The sequence below is a fragment of the Streptomyces sp. R44 genome, from assembly GCF_041053105.1.
Taxonomy (GTDB): domain Bacteria; phylum Actinomycetota; class Actinomycetes; order Streptomycetales; family Streptomycetaceae; genus Streptomyces.
Map to the genome: position 1 here is coordinate 8,685,278 of NZ_CP163444.1, position 20,478 is coordinate 8,705,755.

15 protein-coding genes are annotated in these 20,478 nt (G+C 70.8%); 4 read left to right on the forward strand and 11 right to left on the reverse strand.

The window, feature by feature from the left end; genetic code table 11:
* Positions 1-5: 5 nt before the first annotated feature.
* Positions 6-1,856, reverse strand: a complete 1,851-nt coding sequence (locus tag AB5J54_RS40170) for a nucleobase:cation symporter-2 family protein (RefSeq protein ID WP_369148956.1) — start codon at positions 1,854-1,856, stop codon at positions 6-8.
* Positions 1,857-2,170: 314 nt separating this feature from the next.
* Here AB5J54_RS40170 and AB5J54_RS40175 point away from each other — a divergent pair, with 314 nt between their 5' ends.
* Positions 2,171-2,902 (forward strand): XRE family transcriptional regulator, encoded by a 732-nt coding sequence (locus AB5J54_RS40175; RefSeq protein ID WP_369148957.1) that lies wholly within the window; start codon positions 2,171-2,173, stop codon positions 2,900-2,902.
* A 379-nt stretch (positions 2,903-3,281) separates the two neighbouring features.
* Positions 3,282-4,601: a nucleobase:cation symporter-2 family protein gene (locus AB5J54_RS40180; RefSeq protein WP_369149613.1), complete on the forward strand. Its 1,320-nt coding sequence runs from the start codon at positions 3,282-3,284 to the stop codon at positions 4,599-4,601.
* A gap of 150 nt (positions 4,602-4,751) precedes the next feature.
* On the opposite strand, the gene AB5J54_RS40185 is transcribed toward AB5J54_RS40180, so the two are convergent.
* From AB5J54_RS40185 to AB5J54_RS40205, 5 genes are all read right to left on the reverse strand, one after another.
* Positions 4,752-5,495 carry an amino acid ABC transporter ATP-binding protein gene (locus tag AB5J54_RS40185; RefSeq protein WP_369148958.1) on the reverse strand — a complete coding sequence of 248 codons (744 nt, stop codon included), beginning with the start codon at positions 5,493-5,495 and terminating at the stop codon, positions 4,752-4,754.
* On the reverse strand, positions 5,492-6,382 hold the full coding sequence (locus AB5J54_RS40190) for an amino acid ABC transporter permease (protein ID WP_369148959.1): 891 nt from the start codon (positions 6,380-6,382) through the stop codon (positions 5,492-5,494). The genes AB5J54_RS40185 and AB5J54_RS40190 overlap by 4 nt, the downstream gene beginning before the upstream one ends.
* Positions 6,383-6,392: 10 nt before the next feature.
* Positions 6,393-7,271, reverse strand: a complete 879-nt coding sequence (locus tag AB5J54_RS40195) for an ABC transporter substrate-binding protein (RefSeq protein WP_369148960.1) — start codon at positions 7,269-7,271, stop codon at positions 6,393-6,395.
* Between the two features lie 51 nt (positions 7,272-7,322).
* The gene (locus AB5J54_RS40200) at positions 7,323-8,159 is read right to left on the reverse strand and encodes an SAM hydroxide adenosyltransferase (RefSeq protein WP_369148961.1); all 837 of its coding nucleotides are present in this window, start codon (positions 8,157-8,159) and stop codon (positions 7,323-7,325) included.
* A gap of 453 nt (positions 8,160-8,612) precedes the next feature.
* Positions 8,613-9,008 (reverse strand): hypothetical protein, encoded by a 396-nt coding sequence (locus AB5J54_RS40205; RefSeq protein WP_369148962.1) that lies wholly within the window; start codon positions 9,006-9,008, stop codon positions 8,613-8,615.
* Positions 9,009-9,089: 81 nt separating this feature from the next.
* On the opposite strand from AB5J54_RS40205, the gene AB5J54_RS40210 reads away from it, so the two are divergent.
* A complete protein-coding gene (locus AB5J54_RS40210; RefSeq protein WP_369148963.1) occupies positions 9,090-12,380 on the forward strand; it encodes a caspase family protein in 3,291 nt (1,096 codons plus the stop codon).
* Between the two features lie 28 nt (positions 12,381-12,408).
* Here the strand turns inward: AB5J54_RS40210 and AB5J54_RS40215 are convergent, their stop codons facing one another.
* The 3 genes from AB5J54_RS40215 to AB5J54_RS40225 form a co-directional block, all read right to left on the reverse strand.
* The gene (locus AB5J54_RS40215) at positions 12,409-14,772 is read right to left on the reverse strand and encodes a SpoIIE family protein phosphatase (protein WP_369148964.1); all 2,364 of its coding nucleotides are present in this window, start codon (positions 14,770-14,772) and stop codon (positions 12,409-12,411) included.
* A gap of 499 nt (positions 14,773-15,271) precedes the next feature.
* On the reverse strand, positions 15,272-16,546 hold the full coding sequence (locus AB5J54_RS40220) for an extracellular solute-binding protein (protein ID WP_369148965.1): 1,275 nt from the start codon (positions 16,544-16,546) through the stop codon (positions 15,272-15,274).
* Between the two features lie 498 nt (positions 16,547-17,044).
* Entirely contained in the window at positions 17,045-17,845 is an 801-nt protein-coding gene (locus AB5J54_RS40225) for an SDR family NAD(P)-dependent oxidoreductase (protein ID WP_369148966.1), read from the reverse strand.
* Between the two features lie 253 nt (positions 17,846-18,098).
* Between AB5J54_RS40225 and AB5J54_RS40230 the strand changes: the two genes are divergently transcribed.
* Positions 18,099-18,973, forward strand: a protein-coding gene (locus tag AB5J54_RS40230) for an IS5 family transposase (protein WP_369148967.1) whose coding sequence is annotated in 2 segments (ribosomal slippage) — positions 18,099-18,492 and positions 18,492-18,973 — 876 coding nt in all. Because the reading frame shifts where the segments join, the coding sequence is not laid out codon by codon here.
* 587 nt (positions 18,974-19,560) lie between these two features.
* On the opposite strand, the gene AB5J54_RS40235 is transcribed toward AB5J54_RS40230, so the two are convergent.
* Together AB5J54_RS40235 and AB5J54_RS40240 are read right to left on the reverse strand one after the other, a co-directional pair.
* The gene (locus tag AB5J54_RS40235; protein WP_369148968.1) at positions 19,561-19,941 is read right to left on the reverse strand and encodes a toxin Doc; all 381 of its coding nucleotides are present in this window, start codon (positions 19,939-19,941) and stop codon (positions 19,561-19,563) included.
* A gap of 3 nt (positions 19,942-19,944) precedes the next feature.
* Positions 19,945-20,193: an antitoxin MazE7 gene (locus tag AB5J54_RS40240; RefSeq protein ID WP_369148969.1), complete on the reverse strand. Its 249-nt coding sequence runs from the start codon at positions 20,191-20,193 to the stop codon at positions 19,945-19,947.
* Positions 20,194-20,478: the final 285 nt, after the last annotated feature.

The window sequence follows — 20,478 nt, forward strand, 5'->3', positions numbered from 1 at the left end:
GCACCTCAGCCGGATGTGGTGTCCCGGCCGTGCACGGTCGGGTCGTCGGGGTGTCCGGTCCGGTGCCGCAGCGGGTGCAGCGGGCCGGGGAAGCCGAGGGCTTCGCCCGCGGGGTCGTAGGCCGCGCCGGGAACGTCGTCGGTCTCGGGGCCACTGGTGACGAGGTCGGTGTCGTAGGCCGGCCAGTCTCCGTCCGGCGCGGTGTGCGGCGGGGGCTGGGTGACGGGCCGGGGGCGCGGCGGTGCCGTGTCACCGAAGGGCGACCAGGCGGGCCCGGGGGCGTACGAAGGGACCGCGCCGACGGGGGGAGTGCCGTCGAATGCGGTGACCTGCTCGGCGGGTATGGCGTCGAGGTCGGCTTCGGTGCCGCGGCCGAGGTGGTTGAGCAGGTAGTTCAGCAGGATGGCGACCAGACAGCCGGCCGTGATGCCGGAGCCCAGCACGGTGGCGGCGGGGGCGGGCAGGTGCTCGTAGAAGTCGGGGTGGGCGACGGGGAAGAGCCCGAAGGCGAGGGTGACGGAGACGATCAGGCTGTTGTGGCCGGTGCCGAGGGCCGCCTTGGCGAGGGTCCGTATGCCCGCCACCGCCACCGATCCGAAGAAGACGACGCCGGCGCCGCCGAGGACGGGCAGCGGGACGAGGGCGACCAGGGAACCGAGGACCGGGACCAGGCCCATCAGGACGAGGAGGGCGCCGCAGAGGGTGACGACGTAACGGCTGCGGATCCGGCTGAGGGCGACCAGACCCACGTTCTGGGCGTACGACGTGCTGATGAACGAGCCGAGGACGCCGCCGAGCGCCGTGGTCAGGCCCAGCGCGCGGAGGCTGCCGGTGAGGGTGCGGTCCTGGGTCGGGCGGCCGGTCACGGCGCCGAGGGCGAGCAGGGAGGCGGTGGACTCCATCATCGACACGAGCATGACCACCACCGTGGTGGCGATCACGGTCGGCACGAGGCGGGGCATGCCGAAGGCGAAGGGTTCGGGCAGGGCGAACAGGGACGCGTGCGCGAGGGAGCCGGCGTCGACCTTGCCGAAGGGGATCGCGATCAGGGTGCCCGCGACCATGCCGAGGAGGATCGCGACGCGGCCGAGGAAGCGGCCCGACAGCGCCCGGTGGATGACCAGGGTGATGACGAGGGTGGCACCGGCGAGGGCGAGGTTGGAGGGGGAGCCGAAGTCCGCGGCCTCGGTGTCGCCGCCGCGGGCCCAGACGCTGGCCACGGGCAGCAGGGAGATGCCGACGAGGGTGATGACGCAACCGCTGACCACGGGCGGGAAGAACCTGATGAGCCGGCGGAAGGCGGGGGCGAGGAGCAGACAGACGATCCCGGCGATCACGGTGGCGCCGAAGATCTCGGCCAGGCCGTCGGTGCCCTTCGACGCGGTCGTCGCCAGGGCCGGGGAGACCACGGCGAAGGAGACGCCGTTGGTCATGGGAAGCCGGGCGCCGATGCCGAACAGGTCGAGGGTCTGGGCGATGGTGCCGAGACCGGCGACCACGAGGGCCGCCGCGAGCAGGGTGGAGAGTTCGGCGGAGGTCAGGCCGAGGGCGCTGCCGATGATCAGGGGCGGGGCGGTGAGGCCGGCGTACATGCTGGCCACGTGTTGGAGCGCGGCGGGTACCAGACGGCGGGCGGGAAGGATCTCATCGACCGGGTGCGGGGCCGTGGCCGCGGTTCGTGCAGAGGCGCGGGGCGACAAAGTTGTTCCTTGCGACACCACCCGTCGGAAGGCGGTTTCCGGCAGGTGCGCGGGGTCAGGGGCGGGCTGGACGAGGAACGGCTCATCCCGGGAGTGAGCAGGTGGCGGTGGGCCGCAAGGGATGGAAGAACAGCCTCCCGCCACCTGGGTCCGCATCGTGGAAAATAAATTCCACTGACGGACGCAGCGGACTCTAGGGAGCCGTGCGGGCAGTCGTCAACAGCCCTTCTCGCCCCGCCAGTTCGAGATCAACTTTGGATGATCTGCCAGTTCGGGACCGGCGCCGGATGTCCGAGGAACTGCTCGGTGGCGACGAAAGAGCAGGTGGCGGGCGGTCGCCAGGCGTGGAGGATGCTACAAATAACTGTCCGTCATGTTGTGCGTTCAGCCTGTTGGGCCGCGCCTGCACCGCCGTGGACATGATCCCGAGCCCTTGGCGAAAGCCTGACAGCTCCTTACGGTGTGCCGCTATGTCTTCCGCAGACGACCCTTCCCCACTCCCACCCTTCCACCCCGCCCGTGCCGCGGCGGTCCGAAGACGGCTGGGGCTGACGCTCGGCCAGGTCGCCTGGGCCATCGCCGCCTACCGCGGCGAACCGCTGCATCCCTCCGCCCTCGAGGCCTGGGAGGCAGGCGCCCTCGTACCGGACGCCGCCCACATCCAGGCGCTCGCCGCCGCGCTGTGGTGTTCGCCCGTCGACCTCGTCGGGGAGGCGACGACCCTCGCCCAGTGCCGTGCCGTCGCCGGACTCTCGGTCGGCCAGACCGCGGCCGCACTCGGCATGACCCATGCCCGCTGGGAGGAGGCCGAGCGCCGCAACCGGTGGCGGGGCACGGCCGACCAGACCCGTGCCCTGCTCCACACCCTGCGCCCGCCGCCGGCCTGCTTCGTGGCCGCGTGCGGCAGGACCGGTCAACTGCGGGTCCTGTTGCGCGAGGCGGTGAGCAGCTGGTGGCCCAACTACGTCTCCCCGGTCAGCCGGATCGTGCCCCTTCCGCGCGAGCTGATCAGCCGCGCCCTGGAGCAACTCCACCTGATCTACCAGCAGTTCGAAGGGTCCCTCGGTGCCTCCCCCCGAGTGGCGGCCGCGGCCGAAGCGCAGGCCGCCGACTTCCTGGACCGCATCGACCTGCACCTGTGGCAACAGGTCCGCGCCGCGAGCCGGCAAGCGGCTCCGGACCCGGACTTTCCCGCCTCTTGACACCCGAAGTCCAGCCATGAGCAACTAGAAGAACTCCACGATGCGGAGAGCAAGTTCCGAATCGTGGATGAATGCGAAGTGATCGTTCGAAGCCGCGGGAACGTACGGGACACGATTCCGCCCCCGCAGCCACAGAACCACCCGCCGGCCCCAGCAGCCGCACGCGCTGCCACCGGCCGCCTCCCGACGCAGCCCCTCTGTGTCGCCCCTCAGCAATCCCCCCGGAGCAGGCCCCTCGCGGGCCGGCTCCTTCTGCCCGCGACCCGCCAGCCCTGCTGCCAGGAGGCACGCCACCATGTCGGAAACCGCCCCCGCGGTCGAGCCCTCGCCCGAGGCGAGACCCGCCGCCGAGCCGGCCGCTCCCCACCCCGTCGACCAGATGCTCCCGCCGCTCAAACTCCTCGGCGCCGGTCTCCAGCACGTCGCCGCCATGTACGCCGGCGTCGTCGCGCCCCCGCTCGTCGTCGGCATCGGAGTGGGCCTGTCCACCACGGAGATCGCGTTCCTGATGAGCGCGAGCCTGTTCACCTCCGGCATCGCCACCCTGCTGCAGACCCTCGGCTTCTGGAAGGTCGGCGCACGCCTCCCGTTCGTCAACGGCGTCTCCTTCGCCGGCGTCGCCCCCATGCTCGCCATCGCGAAGGCCGAAGCGCCCGAGGACGCCCTGCCCGTCATCTACGGCGCCGTCATCGTCGCCGGAGTCTTCGGATTCCTCCTCGCCCCCTTCTTCTGCAAACTCATCCGCTTCTTCCCACCCGTCGTCACCGGCACCGTCATCACCCTCATCGGCGTGTCCCTGCTGCCCGTCGCCTTCAACTGGTCCCAGGGCGGCAACCGCCAGGCAGCCGACTACGGCAGCCTCACGTACATCGGCCTGGCCGCCGCCACCCTCCTGATCACCGTCGCCCTGCGACGCCTGCTGCGCGGATTCCTCAAGCAGATCTCCATCCTGCTCGGCCTCGTCGCCGGCACCCTGATCTCCTTCCCCCTCGGCGTCGCGGACTTCAGCGCCGTCACCGATGCCGACATCGTCGGCATCCCCACCCCCTTCCACTTCGGTGCTCCCCAGTTCGCGGCCGCAGCGATCATCTCCATGTGCATCGTGATGCTCGTGTCGATGACCGAGTCCACCGCCGACGTCCTGGCCCTCGGTGAGATCGTCGAGCGGCCCGCCGACGAGAAGACCCTCGCCGCCGCGCTGCGCGCCGACGGCCTCGGCACCGCCCTCAGCCCCCTCTTCAACGGCTTCGCCGCCAGCGCCTTCGCCCAGAACGTCGGTCTGGTCGCCATCACGAAGGTGCGCAGCCGGTACGTCGTCGCGGCCGCAGGCGGCATCCTCATCCTGCTCGGCCTGTGCCCGGTGCTGGCCTCCGTCGTCGCCCTCATCCCGCAGCCCGTCCTGGGCGGAGTCGGCATCGCCCTCTTCGGCACCGTCGCCGCCAGCGGCATCCAGACCCTCGCCGGCGCGGCGCTCGAACGCGGCGACAACGTCCTCATCGTCGCCATCTCGCTCGGCGCCGGCATCATCCCGATCGCGGCCCCCGACTTCTACCACGCCTTCCCCGAAGGTGCCCGCATCGTCCTGGACTCCGGCATCAGCACCGGCTGCGTCGTCGCGGTCCTGCTCAACCTCGCCTTCAACCACCTCGGCCAAAGGCCCGCCACCACCGCCGAAGCGGCCCCGGCCCTTCACCACTGACAGCGAGAGCCGGTCTTCTCCCCCCGGACACGGAGGGAGAAGACCGGCTTCGGTCGTACGCGTAGACGAGTGCACGGAGTACACACGGTCGCAGCGAGGCAACTCCTCGAACAGCTGCCCCGGTGGTTCGGTCCACACACCTCGCCGGGATCAGCTGCGGTGGAGTGCCCGTGCGAGGAAGCGCTGGGTGGCTTGTTCGCGGGGTGCGGTGAGCACTTGTTCCGCGGTGCCCTGTTCCACGATGACTCCGTTCTCGAGGAAGCAGACCTGGTCGGCGACCTGTCGGGCGAAGTCCATTTCGTGGGTGGCCATGAGGATGGTCAGGCCCCGCTGCTTGAGGTCGGCGACGACGTCGAGGACCTCACCGACGAGTTCGGGGTCGAGGGCGGACGTGATCTCGTCGAAGAGGAGGAGTTCGGGTTCGGTGGCCAGGGCGCGGGCGATCGCCGCGCGTTGCTGCTGTCCTCCGGAGAGCCGGTCGGGGTGTTCGTCGGCCTTGTCGGCGAGCCCGAGGCGGGCGAGGAGTTCGCGGGCCGTGGCTTCGGCCTGCTTGCGCGGGGTGCGGTGGACCTGGCGTGGGGCGAGGGTGATGTTGTCGAGGACGGTGAGGTGGGGGAAGAGGTTGTAGGCCTGGAAGACGATGCCGATGCGGCGACGCGCGATGTCGGGGTCCAGACGGGGGTCGGTGAGTTCGCTGTCGCCGAGGTGGATGGTGCCGTCGTCGACGACTTCCAGCAGGTCGGCGCAGCGCAGCAGGGTGGACTTGCCGGAGCCGGAACCGCCGATGAGGCAGACGACCTGGTGTTCGGCGACGTCGAGGTCGATCGAGCGCAGGACGAGCCGTGATCCGTACTGCTTGCGGAGTCCGCGGATGCGCAGGAGGGGCTGGCTCATCGGCTGGTCTCCGCCCAGGTGCGCTGGGCCGCACGCCGCTGGAGCCGGTCGGCGAAGCGGGTGAGGGGGATGGTGACGGCGATGAACAACAGGGCCGCTCCGAGGTAGGGGGTGTAGTTGAAGTCGTAGTCGGCCTTGATCTGGGCTGCGCGCAGGGCTTCGAGGGGGCCGAGGACGGAGACGAGGGCGGTGTCCTTCTGCAGGGCGATGAAGTCGTTGAGCAGGGGCGGCAGGACGTTGCGGACGGCTTGGGGCAGGACGACGTGCCGAAGCGTCTGGCGTTCGTTCAGTCCGAGCGCACGTGCGGCGTTGCGCTGTGCGGGGTGCACGGAGTTGAGCCCGGCTCGCAGGACCTCGCCGACGTAGGCGGCGTACGACAGGACCAGGGCGATCACGCCGAGGACCCACGGGTCGGAAGGGGTTCCCTGCAGCTGCAGCGCCGGCAGCCCGAAGCCGACGAGGAAGACAAGGAGCAGGGTGGGGACGCCGCGGAAGACGTCGACGTAGACGGTCGCGGCGAGGCGGAGGGGCTGCAGCCCCGGCGCCCGGGTCACCCGCACCAGCGCGATCAGCAGTCCGAGGACCAGGATGAGGACCTCGGCGACCAGGAACATCTGGATGTTCAGCCAGAAACCCCGGAGGAGTTCGGGGAACGCCGTCCGCAGTTCGGTCCAGTCCAGGAACAGGCTCCGGACACGGTCCCAGCCGGGTGAGGCGACCGCCCCCGCACCCACCGCGACCAGCGCGGCGAGGGTGCACAGGGAGGAGGTCCAGGTCTGACGGCGCTTGCGCAGGCGCCGGAAGCGCTGCCGCTCCAGCTCATGGCCGCTCGGCACGTAGGTGTCGTCGTCCGTCGCCGGGGACGCGGGTGTCTTTGTCAGTTCCACTGTCGGCCCGTCACTGCTTCAGCTCGGGCACGTTCGCCGACGCGGACAGCCACGTCGACGTCAGCTTCGCCAGGGTCCCGTCCGCCTTGAGGGCGTCGAGGGCCTGGTTCACGCAGGAGGTGTAGCCGCTGTTCTTCGGCAGCAGCAGGCCGAAGTTCTCCGGCGTGCCACCCGCGTAGCCGAACTGGCCCACGATCTTCCCGTTGTCCAGCTCCGCGCCGGCCAGGTAGAACACGGTCGGCAGGTCGGTGACGATCGCATCGATCTGGCCGTTCGTCAGCGCCGTGACCTCGTCCTTCGTAGTGTTGAAGACACTCGGCTTCTGCGACGGCTTCAGCCGCTCCAGCACCGCCTGGTAGCTGGTCGTGGCGACCTGCACGCCCATCTTCGCGTCCTTGAACGCGCTCAGCGAGGTGGCGCCGGCGAACTTCGAGCCGTCCAGGGTCAGGATGGCCTGGTTGGCGGTGTAGTAACTGGAGGAGAAGTCGACGGCCTTCGCGCGCTGCGGGGTGATGGAGATCTGGTTGATGTCGAAATCGAAGTTCTTCGCGCCGGGGGCATAGGAGTGCGAGAAGGGCTCGACGACCCACTTCACCTGATCCTTCTTGAAGCCCAGCTTCCCGGCGACCGCGTAGGCCACCGCGCTCTCGAAGCCCTTGCCGTTCGACGGAGTGTTGCTGTCGAACCACGGCTCGTACGCCGGAGAGTCCGTCGCGATCGTCAACTGACCCGGCTTGTGAAGACTCGCGCTGTCGGTCGCGCACGCGGCAGCGGGTGCGGCGGAGCCGGACGCCTTGGGAGTCGCCTGCGGCTGCGGCGCGCAGGCGGCTGCCGCCAGGACGACGACGGTGGCGGCGGAAGCCGAAAGAGCTATTCGGGTACGGGACATCAGAAGTCCTTAGAAAGAGAAGTCCGGGAGGGATGAGAAGAGGGAAATGCGTCAGCTGGCGAGGCGGAGGACCTGGTCGCCCTGGTTGAGGCCGAAGAGTTCGGCCGCGGAGCCGCCGCGGACGACGAGTTCGGCGAAGCCGATGCCGGAGCTGCCGATGGTGATGCCGGGTTCGCCGAGGGGGACGTCGGGGAGACGGTCGTAACAGCGGACCTCGATGTCGCGGCCCTCGTGGCGGTTGTGGACGAGCAGGCTCTTGGCGGTGGTGTAGCCGGGGAGCTCGGTGGCGGGGCGGTCGAGCTTGCAGTTGCCGAAGTTGTCCACGACCGCGACCCGGACATCGTCCTCGGCGGGCTGGATCACCGCCGTCGGCTGGGCGGGGACCGCGCGGCCGTCCGCGAGCCAGCGGGCCAGCAGCGGCACGTACCACAGGCTGCGGAACTGGGTCCGTACCATCTCCTCGATCTCGGCCGGCGTGAGCTCGGCCCATCCGGCGGCTGCGGCCTCCAGGACTTCGCGGACGTCGGTGACGTGGACCTCGGTGATGCCCAGGTACGTCGCGAGCGGGGCGAGGACCCGGTGGTTGAGGGTGCTGATGACCAGGTGGTCGCCGTGGCGGAACCAGCAGAACGGCACACCGTTGGGCCAGTGCCCGTCCCTCGGCGCGATGTTGACCAGGACCACCACCGGCTGGGTCGGACCGCCGATCAGATCCGTGGAACGCAGGAGGTCGAGCAGGGTCAGGGCGGCGGCGCCCTCCGGGTCCGGTCCGCCCAGCGGCAGAACCGTGGGGGTGGCGCCGAAGAGGGTCGCGATCCGGGTGGACTGCCGGGCCAGCGCGTTGGGGTCGGCACAGTCGGTGAGTGAAACGACCGGCAGGAGGGTCATGGCAGATACTTCACATTTCTGTCGAATGAGGGCGGGGGAGGTGGGGGGACGGGCGGGGTGGGGCTGATTCGGGGTAACAAAAAAGGACCCTCCGTCTCCGGAGGGTCCGTCGCATCCTGTGCGCACACGGCTTCGCTAGCGAAGCGCCTCCGAGGTTCGGGGCATCATTCGCATCATGGCGAGGCCGGTGATGTTCTGCATGGGTGGCACGCTAGCACCAGAGGGAAGCGTCTCAAACCACTGTCCACACTGTGGACACTCGCCGCCGTGCGACCCGGCCGTGCCGGCTCTCCTGCCTGCTGCGCTCGATCACCGTCGGCGGATCCGCCTGCCGGCCTGATCGGCTCGTGGCGTGCCTTCCCGCGCCGGTACGGGCGGGCACCGCCAGGACCGCGAGAAGGACACCGCCCGGTGGGCCTCACGCCGAGGCCCTTCTCTTCCGCCCTCGGTCCGTCACGCGGAGGCGGCGGGCTGCTCCTCTGCGGCGGGCGGCTCCTCCTGCCCGTTGAGGGCCGCCGCCAAGACGTCGTTCGAGATGGCGTCCCCCTCGATCCGAACCACCTTCCCGGTCTCGGTCTCGGTGACGGTCACCGTCACCGATCGCCGGCGGTCCCGCTGCAGCCAGGCCTTCACGATCTGCACGACGGCGGTGGCACCGCCAGCCCCGGTGAGCCCCATGACCAGCTCCGAGGCCACGCCCTTGGCCCCTTCGGTCGGGACGTCCCGCTCCATCACCCGAGCACCCGCCGCACCACGCAGGTCGGCCATCAGTTCGGCGCGTGCGTCGAGCACGGCCTCGTGGTCGGCGTCGAGCCCTGCCAGTCGGCCCTCGATGCCAACTTCCGTCACACGTGACATGGTTGCCCTCTCCCGTTCTAAGCTGAGGCCCGGCGCATATCGCGGGTGACAGCCGGGGGTGGACAGGATCGCATGTACCGGGCCTTGATCGTCTGCAACTCCCGATACCCCAAAGACCCCGGCATCCTGCCCGAGCTGAACGGACCGAAAGCGGACGGGATGCTGCTCCGGGACGCCCTCACCGATCCGGCCACAGGACTCTTCGACCGCAGCGAAGTGAGGCTGCTCCCGGAGGCCGACGCGCCGGAGATCCTGGACGTGGCCGACGAGTTCTTCGGCGAGGCCGAGGCGGACGACGTCCTGCTCTTCTACTTCAGCGGTCACGGCCGCAGCCTGAGCCAGGAGTTGTTCCTGTGCGCGGGCAACACCAGGACGAACCGGTTGGAGTCGTCGGCCGTCGCGTCGAGCACCCTGTCCCGGATCATCACGCGGAGCTTCGCCCAGGTGAAGATCGTGGTCCTGGACTGCTGCCACGGCGGCGGTTTCAAGGGCGGCGATCTGATCGGAGGGCTTTCGGGGAAGGGCCGGTTCGTCATCGCGGCGGCGTCCGCCACGGACCAGGCCGGCGACGCGGAGACCCGCGGCGAACCGAGCCCGTTCACGAAGGCACTGGTCGCAGGACTGCTCGCGGAGGCACGGGACGGCGACGGAGACGGCGCGGTCGATCTCGACGACCTGTTCACTCATGTGTCGGGCACCCGCTTCAACGGGCACGAGCCGCAACGCAAGTTCGACGGCGCCGGGGCGGTCCCCATCGCCCGTCGGGCGCCGGAGGCCGTCCCGGCCTGCTTGCCGCCCGCCATCGATCCGGGCGGCCGACCCGCGCCGGAACTTCTCCCGCAGCCGACCACCACCGTCATGCCCCCGCGCGCATCCGCCCCCGCGCGAGACAGCGTCGACAGCCTGGAGGCCGCCGCACCGCAGGCGGTCCTCGACCACGCCCGGGTCCAGGCGTTCCGCAGCGAGCTGCGGGAGGACGTGGCCGCCGCCTACCCTCCCCAACTGACGATGAACGAGTTCCTCGCGCGGTCAGGGCTGGTGAAGGAAGGCGTGCCGACGCTGTCGGGCGCGCTGCTCTTCGGCGAGAACCCCACCGCGGTCCAGCCCACCGCCATGGTCCGCTGCGTGCGCTTCCGGGGCACCGACAAGACCGACCCGACGACCAGCGCGGAACTCCACGGGACCCTTCCCGAACTGATCGTGCAGGCCCGGGACTTCGTCGCCGCCGCCGCCCGGCTCGGGGAACTGCCGACGACCGAGGCCGCGCACGCCGACGCGCTCTACCGATTTCCGATGATCGCGGCACGCGAGATCATCGCCAACGCCCTCGTCCACCGCGACTACGCCCGCACCGACGCGTGTGTCGCCGTGCACGTCTACGACGACCGCGTCGAGGTGATCAGCCCCGGGGCGTGGGGCGGCGGCGACCGTCCCGTGCCCGACGGTCTGCAGCGGCTCGGCATGCTGGAGAGCCATTCCCAGCCGCACAATTTCCGGCTGGCGCGGGTGCTGACCTGGGCGAAGCTGGTGGAGTCGGTGGGGGCCGGGCTGCCGCGGTCGGTGGCCGACTGCCGCGCGGTGGGGGCGCCGGAGCCGGTGGTGAGGCTCCGGCACGGGATGGTCGCGGTGACCCTGTTCCCCCTGGCGGACCGTACGGTGGAGCCCGCCCGGTCACCCCGTGCGACCGTCGTACCCCCGGAGCGGACGGAGCGAACGGAGCGGTCGCGCGGCATCGATCCACGCCGGATCGCGAGGGTGTTCTGCGACACCACGCGCTCCTTCGGCACGGGATACAGGATCTCGAACGACACCGTGCTGACGGCCGCTCACCTCGTGACGGAGGGAGCTCGGTGCCTCCTCGGCTTTCCGCTCGGATCGGCGACCTGGGAAGCGACCGCCGACGTGGCCGTTCTCGACGAGACCACGGATCTCGCGGTGCTGCGCTTCTCGCCGCCCGGCGAGGCCGAGGTCGTCCCGCCCGTGCGCTTCGGCCGGGTCACCCGGGAGGCCGCCGTCCTGAACGTGGAGACGGCCGGATTCCCCGACTTCAAACGTCGTGACGTGGGTGGCAGGGAGTACCAGGATCTGGTTCATCTCTTCGGCACGACATCGAGTCTGACGAACGTCAGCAGCGGCACGCTGAGCGTCCAGTTCCCCGCGGCGCCCCAGCGGGACAAGTACGCGTCGAGCCCGTGGGGAGGCATGGCCGGTGCTCCGGTCTGGTCCGACGGCGTGCTCATCGGAGTCGTCAACGCGGATCTGTCCCATGAGGGGCAGGGAACACTGGGCGCGGCCCGAGTCGACCGCTTCCTGGCCGGTGCCGCCCCCGACCTGTCGGGAATCCTCGGCATCCCCGGCCTGGGCGACCTCCCCGAGGTCCCGGCACCGCGGCTCCGTCCCGTCTCGCCGTACCTGACCCACGTCCAGGACATCGCCCCACAGCGCCTCGTGGGCAGGGACGGGGAACTGGCCGCGCTCGCGGAGTTCTGCCACGGTGACCAGCCCTATGCGCTGTGGCGAGGAAAGCCCTGGTCGGGCAAGACGGCACTGATGGCATGGTTCGCCCTGCATCCCCCTCACGATGTGGACGTGGTCTCCTTCTTCGTCACCGCCCGGCTGACGGGCCAGAGTGACAGCGGCGCGTACACGGACGCCCTCGCGGACCAGCTCAGCTGGTACCTGGGCCAGGAGCCCGCCTCCTCCTCGCTGTATTCCGGGGCGATGGAGAGGCTCCGTAGCCAGCTCCTCGACACCGCCGCCCGCAAGGCGCAGCAGGAGGGCCGCAGGCTGCTGCTCGTCGTGGACGGAATCGACGAGGACCGGGGGCCGGCGTCCGGCCTGCCGAGCATCGCCTCCCTGCTGCCGGGGAATCCGCCCCCCGGTCTGCGCGTTCTGGTCACCGGCCGGGAGCTGCCGCTGCCCGATGACGTCCCCGCCGGGCATCCGTTGCGCCGGTGCGTGGCTGGCTTCCTCGCCCCCGGACCCCTCTCCACGCAACGCGAGGTCACCCATGAGCTGCTGAATCTGCTCGCCGCCTCGGAAGCCCATCGCGACGTGCTGGGCCTGATCGCCCTTGCCGAGGACCTGCCGCTGCCGGAACTCGCGGAAGTGGCCGGCCTGGCGCCGTACGAGCTGGCGCGGCTGATGCAGGGGCCGCTCGGCCGCGTGCTGACCCTCTCCGACGGCGGAGCGCCGACGAACGGCCTCGTGAGGTTCGCACACCCCGCACTGGGGGAGGAGGTGAAGCAGATGCTGGGCGCGCGGCTGTTGCGCGCGTACGCGGGGCGGCTCGAAGCCCACAGCCAGGAATCGTGGGGCCGACCGAGCCAGGATCCGTGGATCCCGAAGAGCCCGGGCCAGTGATCCCGGTGCGCGGCCGGCCGCACGGCTGTCAGGCTTCCGGCAGGTTCTGCTCCGTCCAGATCGTCTTGCCGCGCGCCGTGTAGCGGCTGCCCCAGCGGGACGTCAGCTGGGCGACGAGGAACAGCCCCCGACCGCCCTCGTCCGTGGCGAGCGCGCGGCGGAGGCGGGGCTGTGTGCTGCTCGGGTCCGACACCTCGCACACCAGCACACGGTCCCGCACGAGCCGGAGGGTGACGGGCCCGCCGGCGTACCGCATGGCGTTGGTCACGAGCTCGCTCACGATGAGCTCGGTGCTGAACAGCAGCTCCTCGAGCCCCCATGCCTCCAGCCGCGCCTGGACGTGCGCGCGTGCGTCGGCCACCGCGGAGAGGTCCGCGGGATACTCCCACACCGCCGTGGACTCTTCCGCCACCACGTGCGTACGGGCGAGCAGGACGCTGATGTCGTCCACCGGGTTCTTCGTGTGCGGACTCCGCGCGACGAGGGCGTCGCCGAGGGCCGCCGGCGTCCCATGAGCGCCGCTCAGCGCGGCGAGGTCCGCCTTCAGGCGTTCCGTGCCGGCGGCCACGTCCCGCCCGAGCAGACCGTCGGTGTAGCAGACCAGGGTGCTTCCCGGGGGCAGGGTCAGGGTGGTGACCTCGAAGGGATTGTCACCCACCCCGAGCAGCGGCCCCGGCGTGACGGGCACGAAGGACACCTTGCCGTCGGGCGTGACGAGCGCCGGGGGAGGATTGCCGGCCGACGCCATCTGACAGGTGCGCCCGACCGGGTCGTACACCGCGAACAGACACGAGCCGCCGACGGTGTCCGGCTGCTCGGCCTCGATCTGCATGCGCCGGACCAGGTCGTCGACGCGCGTCAGCAACTCGTCGGGAGGCAGGTCGAGTTCCGCGAGCGTCTGCACCGCGGTACGCAGCCGGGCCATGGTGGCCGCCGCCTCGAGCCCGTGCCCCACGACGTCACCGACGACGAGCCCGACCCGCAGCGAGGACAGGTCGAAGGCGTCGTACCAGTCACCTCCCACGCTGACCGAACCACCGGCGGGCAGGTAGATGCCCGCCGTCTCGGCGGCGGTGCTGCGCGTCGCCGCCGGGGGCAGCAGGCTCCGCTGGAGGACGACCGCCGTCTGGTGCTCGCGGGCGAAGCGGAAGGCGTTGTCGATGGCCGTCGCGGTACGCGCGCACAGATCGTGCATCAGCTTGACGTCGGTCTCGTCGAAGGCCGCGGCGGTGCGCGTCCGGTGGACCACCGCGTACCCGAAGAACCGCCCGCGCCGGTAGAGCGGGCAGCCGAGGGAGGCGTGCACGCCCTCGGGCAGGAACCTGGCGATCACCTCCGGATCCCCGCCGAAGATCCGCCGGGCCTGCTCCGCGTCGGCGACGAGCACGTCGCCGACGAGCTTGGCCGCGATATCCGGCGTCTCCGCCACCGGGGGGATGGCCTCGCCCACCTGGATCAGCCGGGCCGGCCACACGCCGTCGGCTGCCCGCACCGCCACCCGGCGCGGGGCGGACGCCTCCTGCCCCGGGTAGCCGGTCGGCGGGTCCCGGCCCTCCAGTACGTCGTCGGGGTAGTCGACCGTCGCGTAGTCACCCAGCGCCGGCACCAGGACGCGGGTGAGATCCTGCGCCACCTGGACCACGTCGAGGGACTGCCCGATCTCGAAGGCCCCGCGGTACGCGGCGTCCAGCTGCGGGCCCGTGCCCGTGACCCTGGAGGCCTCGACCATGATGCCCAGGGGTGCGCCGAGGACGTCGTCGATCCGGAAACAGGACATCGACAGCGCCACCGCGCCGCCGTCGGACCCCAGGTCGTAGACGCGTGCCGCGAGTGGCGTCCCCGTCGCGGCGACCCGCTCGAACGCCGCCCGCGCCGAACCCCCACCGTCCCGTGCGGCCAGCCCGTCCAGCCAGTCGTCCCCGGCCCCCGGTGGACGCAACGCCTCCATGGCCGCGTTCGTCCGTACGAGCCGCCCCGCCATGTCGTACTGGGCGACGCCGATGCCGTCCTGCGCCAGGAGAGCCCGGGCGATGTCCCGCTCCTGGTCCCAGCCGCCGGGCTCGCCGGGCAGCCGCATCAGCACCAGCCGCGCGTCCGAGCCCTCCGCCTCCGAGACCCGCACGTCCGCCTCGACGACGTGCCCCGCCCGGTGCCGCAGCCGTACGCGGCGGACCCCCGCCGAGGATTCCGGGTACGTCTCCACCTCGCCGAGGACGTCACGGGCGGACCGCCCGGCCACCTCCTCGCCGCTCCAGCCGAGCAACCACCGCGCGGTCCGCGACCACCACACGACCCGGCCGTGGGCGTCGAGCAGCGCGGCCGCCACGCCCTTGAGCGCGGAGCCGCCCTCAGCACGGGAGCCGTCGCTCCCCGCCTGGTCCCTCGGTCCCACACGGCCTCCTCGTCGGCCAGGAGGAATCCGCCCCTGCTGCCAGGATGCGCCCCGTCGGCCGGGCGGGCACCTCAGGAGGCGGGGGGCGGCGGGGGAGATCGGCAGGAACCTGACCCTGTCGGCGGGCGCACCGGTGCTGAGGACCCCGGGGTGCGAGCCCCCGCTTCCGGCCGACACGGAGGAGCGGCATGCACGCGCCGGACGGCTGTACGCACGCCTCGCATGCGACCCTCGGCAGAAGGGGGAAGTGGGCTGTCTTCCTGGAGAACGGTTCCGAGAGCAGTTCTACGGGGCGTCCGGCGGCGGCATGCCGCGCGCCCCATGGGCGCTCACGAACCGTCAGAAGGTGCATGGCGTCGGCGTGCGCTCACCGTGACGGGAGGATCCTCGACGCGCGGACCGCTGTGCGGGAAGGTGGATGGTCGTCGCTCGCGCACCTTGTGGGTGCTTGGTGAGCGACGGGAAGGGCTTCATGGGCCCGGGGAAGCGGAGACCGCTCCTACCGCTGGGTTGCGTCCTTGGCCTGCTGGGCGATCTGCTCCAGCACCGCCTTCGGGTCGGCGGACGGCGCGACGGCCTTGCCGATGTTGCGCTTGATGGTGTTGCTGATCTCGAGCCAGGACGGCTCGTCGACCGGGTAGAGCTGGGCACTGCGCAGGGCGGCCAGGAACTGCTCGGCGCTGTGGTCGGCCGCCGCGTACTGGGAGGCCTCGGTGGCGGACACCGTCGCCGGCAGCAGGTGGTAGCGGCCCGCGAATTCGTTGAGGTTCTTGTCCTCGTAGACGAAGTTCAGGAACTCGGTCACCAGTTCGCGGTTGTCGCCGTGCCGGAAGGCCATCATCCAGTCGGCGACGCCCGCCGCCGGCGGGGTCTCCTCGTCAGCCAGCGTGTCCGACACCGGCATGCGCAGGGTGCCGACCTTCATGCCCTTCGCCCTCGCCTCGTGCAGGAGGGAGGGGTAGCCGTTGACCATGCCGACATCGCCACGTAGGAAGGCGTCGAAGGCGTCCTGCCGGTTGAGACTGGCGGGAGCGACCGGGCCGGTGAGCCCGGGCACGACCAGGTTCTCCTTGATCCAGCGGAACGTCTGCGCGTTCTGCTCGGAGGCGATGTTGTAGCCGCCGCTGTCGTCGGTGTACCCGCCGCCGTTGCTCAGCTCCCAGATCAGGGCCTCGGCGTGCGCCTCCTCGGGGCCGAGCGGCAGGGCGTACGGGTAGCGCACGCCCCGCTTCTTCAGCGCCTCGGCCGCCTCCTTCAGCTCCGACCAGGTCTTCGGGGGCTTGGCCCCGGCCTTGTCGAACAGCTCCTCGTTGTAGAAGAGCAGCCGGCTGCTGGCCACGAAGGGCAGGCCGTAGAGGCTGCCGTCGACCGAGCCGGCGTCCGCGAGCGGCCGCAGGAAATTCGCCTCCGCTCGCACCGACATCACCTCATCGGCGGGATAGAGGCTGCCCTGCGCGGCGAAGTCGGAGTAGGCGCCCATCAGGGCCACGTCGGGGGCGTCGTCCTCCTTGACCATGCGCGTGACCTCGCGGTCGACGTCGGCCCACGGGTAGACCGTCACCTCGACCTTCTTGTCGGGGTGGGTGGCGGTGAAGGCGGAGATCAGTTTGTCCCAGTACGCCTTGGAGCTGGTCGCCGGGCTGGTGCCGTACTCGGGGACCACCAGCCGCAGCGTGGTCGCGTCGCCCTCGGACGAGCCGCAGGCGGTGGCGAGGGAGCCGAGTAGTCCGAATGCGGCCAGGGAGGCGGTCATGCCGAAAGGTCTTGGGCGCATGGGTCGTTCCTCTTGTTCTTTCTGGACAGTGCGTCCGAAAGTCTCTCCCGGCCCGGGCTTGATTGGGCTCCTGGGGGAACGGTTGTGGTCGAAGATCTAAACGGGCGCTTTCCGAATGGTGCTTTCCGATAAAAGGGCGCTGCATTCCTCGCGCGTAGAACTCTCCGCGATGTCCAGAAAGGCTCCGGCCAGGAGCATTGACATCAGAGTGCGGCGATCGGCCATTCCTGCCCGTCCGAGCAGTCGCCCAGCATCTGGACGGCCCTCACGCACGAGGTCTTCCAGCTCGCCGACCGTGACGCCGTCCGGAACCTCACGGCCGAGGACGTCACGGACATCGCGCTGCGGGTGCGCGCCGGCGACCTCGTAGGCGCCGCACCGGGAGCCTCCTCATGGTCCTCACCAGCACGCCTCCTGGGGTGCGGAAACCGGGATGAGACCGGCGGGCCGGCGGATCGCAAGCTCACGACCCGAGCGGGCGCATACGTACCGAAGCCCTCAACGTCCCCGCTCCGCACCGCCGTTGACCTGGACGATCTGAGCCGTGACATGCCCGCTGTCGGGGGACGCGAGCCAGTGCATGGTGCGAGCGATGTCGTGCGGGGTGGCGGCGCGGCCGTTGAGGGTCTGGTCGATGAGGGTGCGCTCACGCTCCGGGGCGAGCTGGCCGCGGAAGAACTCGGTGTCCGCGACGTAGCCGGGGGCGACGGCGTTGACCGTGATGCCGGTCGGGCCGAGCGATGCGGCGAGGTCGTACATGTACGGGTGGAGTGCCGCCTTGCTGGCGCCGTACGAACCGGAGCCCGATCCCCGGTAGGCGGCGATCGAGCTCACGAAGACCACTCGCCCGCCTGGGGCGGTCAGCAGATCGCGCAGTGCCTCGGTGAGCAGGACGGCGGTGAGGACGTTGGAGCGGAAGTTGCCCACCCAGTGCTCGGCGGCCTGCTCGACGGCGTCGCCGTCCCCGGCCGGGGAGCCCAGGGCGGCATTCCCGCCCGCGCTGTTGACGAGCACGTCCACCCGTCCGAAGCGCTCGCTCACGACATCCCGTACGTGGCGTGCTCCGTGCGTCTCCGCGACGTCGGCGGCGATCGTGACCACCTCGCCGGTGCCTGTGCCACGGGGGCCGTCGTCCCCGGGGTGGCGGGCGAGGGCGTCGGCGAGTTCGTCGGCCGTGCGCTTGAGGACGTCGGAGCGCCGGCCGACCAGGACGACGCGGTCCCCGGCACGGGCGAAGACATCCGCGGTGGCCCGGCCGATGCCGGTCCCGCCACCACTGATCACCACAGTTCGGGACATGACTACCTCCTTGCGGCCGGCCACCCGGTCCGGACCGTCGGCTCGATCGACCTGTCGCTCGGCGGTGTCGAGCCTGTGCGCCTTGACGGCGAGCCGGTCCCCGACCCCGTACCGGAAACGATCAGACCACCGAGGCTACCGCCCAGCCGCTACACGCGGGTGACGATCCACAGGAGGTTCTCGTGTGTGCCTGGTGGGCCCGGAACTAGGGTCTGTTGTGAAAGTGGATCTTGGTCATGAATGATCACCTTCTGTGGGACGCGGGGATCTGACGAATGGCCAGTGGGCCCGGCTTGAGCCGTTGCTGCCGCGGGGCATAAAGCCGGGCCGTCCGCCGGTGTGGACGCGGCGGCAGCTGATAGACGGCATACGGTGGCGGACCCCGGACCGGCGCCCGTGGCGGGACGTGCCCGAGAGGTACGGCCCGTGGGACAGGGGCTACGACCTGTTCCGGCGCTGGCAGCGGGACGGCACCTGGGCCCGGATCGTCACCCGGCTGCAGGCCGAGGCGGACGCGAAGGGCCTGATCGTGTGGGACGTGAACGTCGACTCCACGGTCTGCCGGGCCCATCAGCACGCCGCCGGGGCGGCGAAAAGGGGGACCTCCAGAAGGAGCCGCCGGGCGGGATCACCGTCGAGCCGGCCGACCACGGACTCGGACGGTCACGCGCCGGCCTGACCAGCAAGATCCACCTCGCTGTCGAGCAGGGACAGAAGCCGCTGTCCGGCGTGATCACGGCCGGTCAACGGGGTGACTCCCCGCAATTCGAGCCGGTCCTGGAAGCGATCCGAGTTCCCCGCCTCGGTGTGGGACGGCCGCGCAAGCGACCGGACCGAGTCCGGGCCGACAAGGCATACGACTCCCGCAAAAACCGCTCCTACCTGCGCAGACGCGGTATCAAGGCCACGATCCCGGTCCCTGCGGACCGCGTCCGCAACCGGCAGAAACTCGGCTCCCGCGGCGGTCGGCCGCCGAGGTTCGACAAGACCGACTACAAGCAGCGGCACGCGGTCGAGTGCGGTATCAACCGGCTCAAGCGCCACCGCGCGGTCGCCACCCGGTACGACAGACTTGCCGTCCGCTACGAAGCGACCGTGCTGGTCGCGGTCCTCAACGAGTGGCTGTGACGTACTTCGTCGGTCTGTTGCCCGTCAGCAGCGGCTCTCGGGCTACCTTCCGCTGCCGTCCCCGTGCAGCGCGGCACGGACCAGAGCAACGTCCGCAGCGGGAAGGGCGAGTTCCCAGTAGCGATCAGCGGCGTGCAGGGACAACAGACGGAACACCCCCTTGTCAACCACCCCGCTTCCAGGGCCGGCGACCGGACCCGTCCCATGAACGTGGAACGGAGCAACCAAGGCGACCTCTTGACCGGACCTGCCGAGCACTCGAAACGGCCGCCACACCACTGGCGACGCGGCGGCAGGATCCAGGATCAGCGACCCTTGCCGGAAACGATGGTCGTCACGGACGAACGCGGAGACCTCGCGAGCCTCTCCAGCGTTCAACGCTGCGACGTCCGCCTCACCGCGGTGTCGCGCGTCCCCTACGAGCTGGTCGATGAGGCGACTCGGATGCAGGAGCAGGTCCGTGAAGGACTGCGTCCCGGCGGCCCGTCGTGCCTTTCGTCCCACCCTTGCCCCCAGCGTCGCGGTCATATCCAGGGTAGCGACGAGGGCGTGTGGGATCGCCTCCTCAGCCACTTTCACAACAGGCCCTAGGCCTGCTGCGCGAACGACCGGAGGCGGTCGGCGATGTCGTAGCTCGTGAGCCGCAGGGCCTGGATGTCGCGGATGAGGTCCCGCCAGGGCTCGTACGAGGTGTCGACGCGGTGGCCGGAGGCTTCCAGGTAGGCGATGGCGACGCCGTAGCCGTACAGCTCATTGCGGGCGGGCAGCGGGCGGAGCAGGACGCACTCCTGCAGGAAGACCGCGGCGCGCCAGAACGCGTCCGGGTCGGCCTGGTCGATGTGCGGTGTGTTCACCCGGTGGCGGGCGGCCATGCCGGCCAGGACCGAGTAGTCGCTGACCGTGAGGTCCCGGCGGAGGATGTCTTCCTGGCGGTCGAGCAGCCAGCGCGCGTCGACGAGCAGCTGCACGGGTCAGGCCGCCCGCGGAGTCTCGTGCTTGGCCGGCGGCAGCCCGCCGAAGTCGGCGTCGAAGCGGCTCACGATGCCGGGGGCGTCGATGGCACGGCGGAAGGCGGCCGTGGCGGTGTCGAGGAGCTGCTCGCGCTCCTTCTCGTCGGCGACGCGCTCCAGGTAGTCCTTCACGGACAGTCCGGCGGCGTCGGCGAGGGCCTTGAACCGGTCCCGCGTGGCTTCGTCGATCCTGACGCTGGTGTCTGGCATACGGAAAGTATGCCGCAGAGTATGCAGCCGTGACCAGATGCCGGTCACGCGGGAGGCCGCGACCATCGCGCCCAGGGGGGGATCACCCGGTAGCGGTACGGAAGCGTCGGTCGTCATGGCTCCTCGAACTTCGTCGGGCCGGCGCTACCAGGTGTGCGAACCGGTGAGCTCGGTGACCGGCCGACTCGCTTCGGGGACCTCGCGGCTGGAGGGGGAGACCCAGCCGACCGCGAGGCCGCGGTTGACGGTGTTGGCGTTGCCGAGTTCCTCCTGGACTTCGCGGAC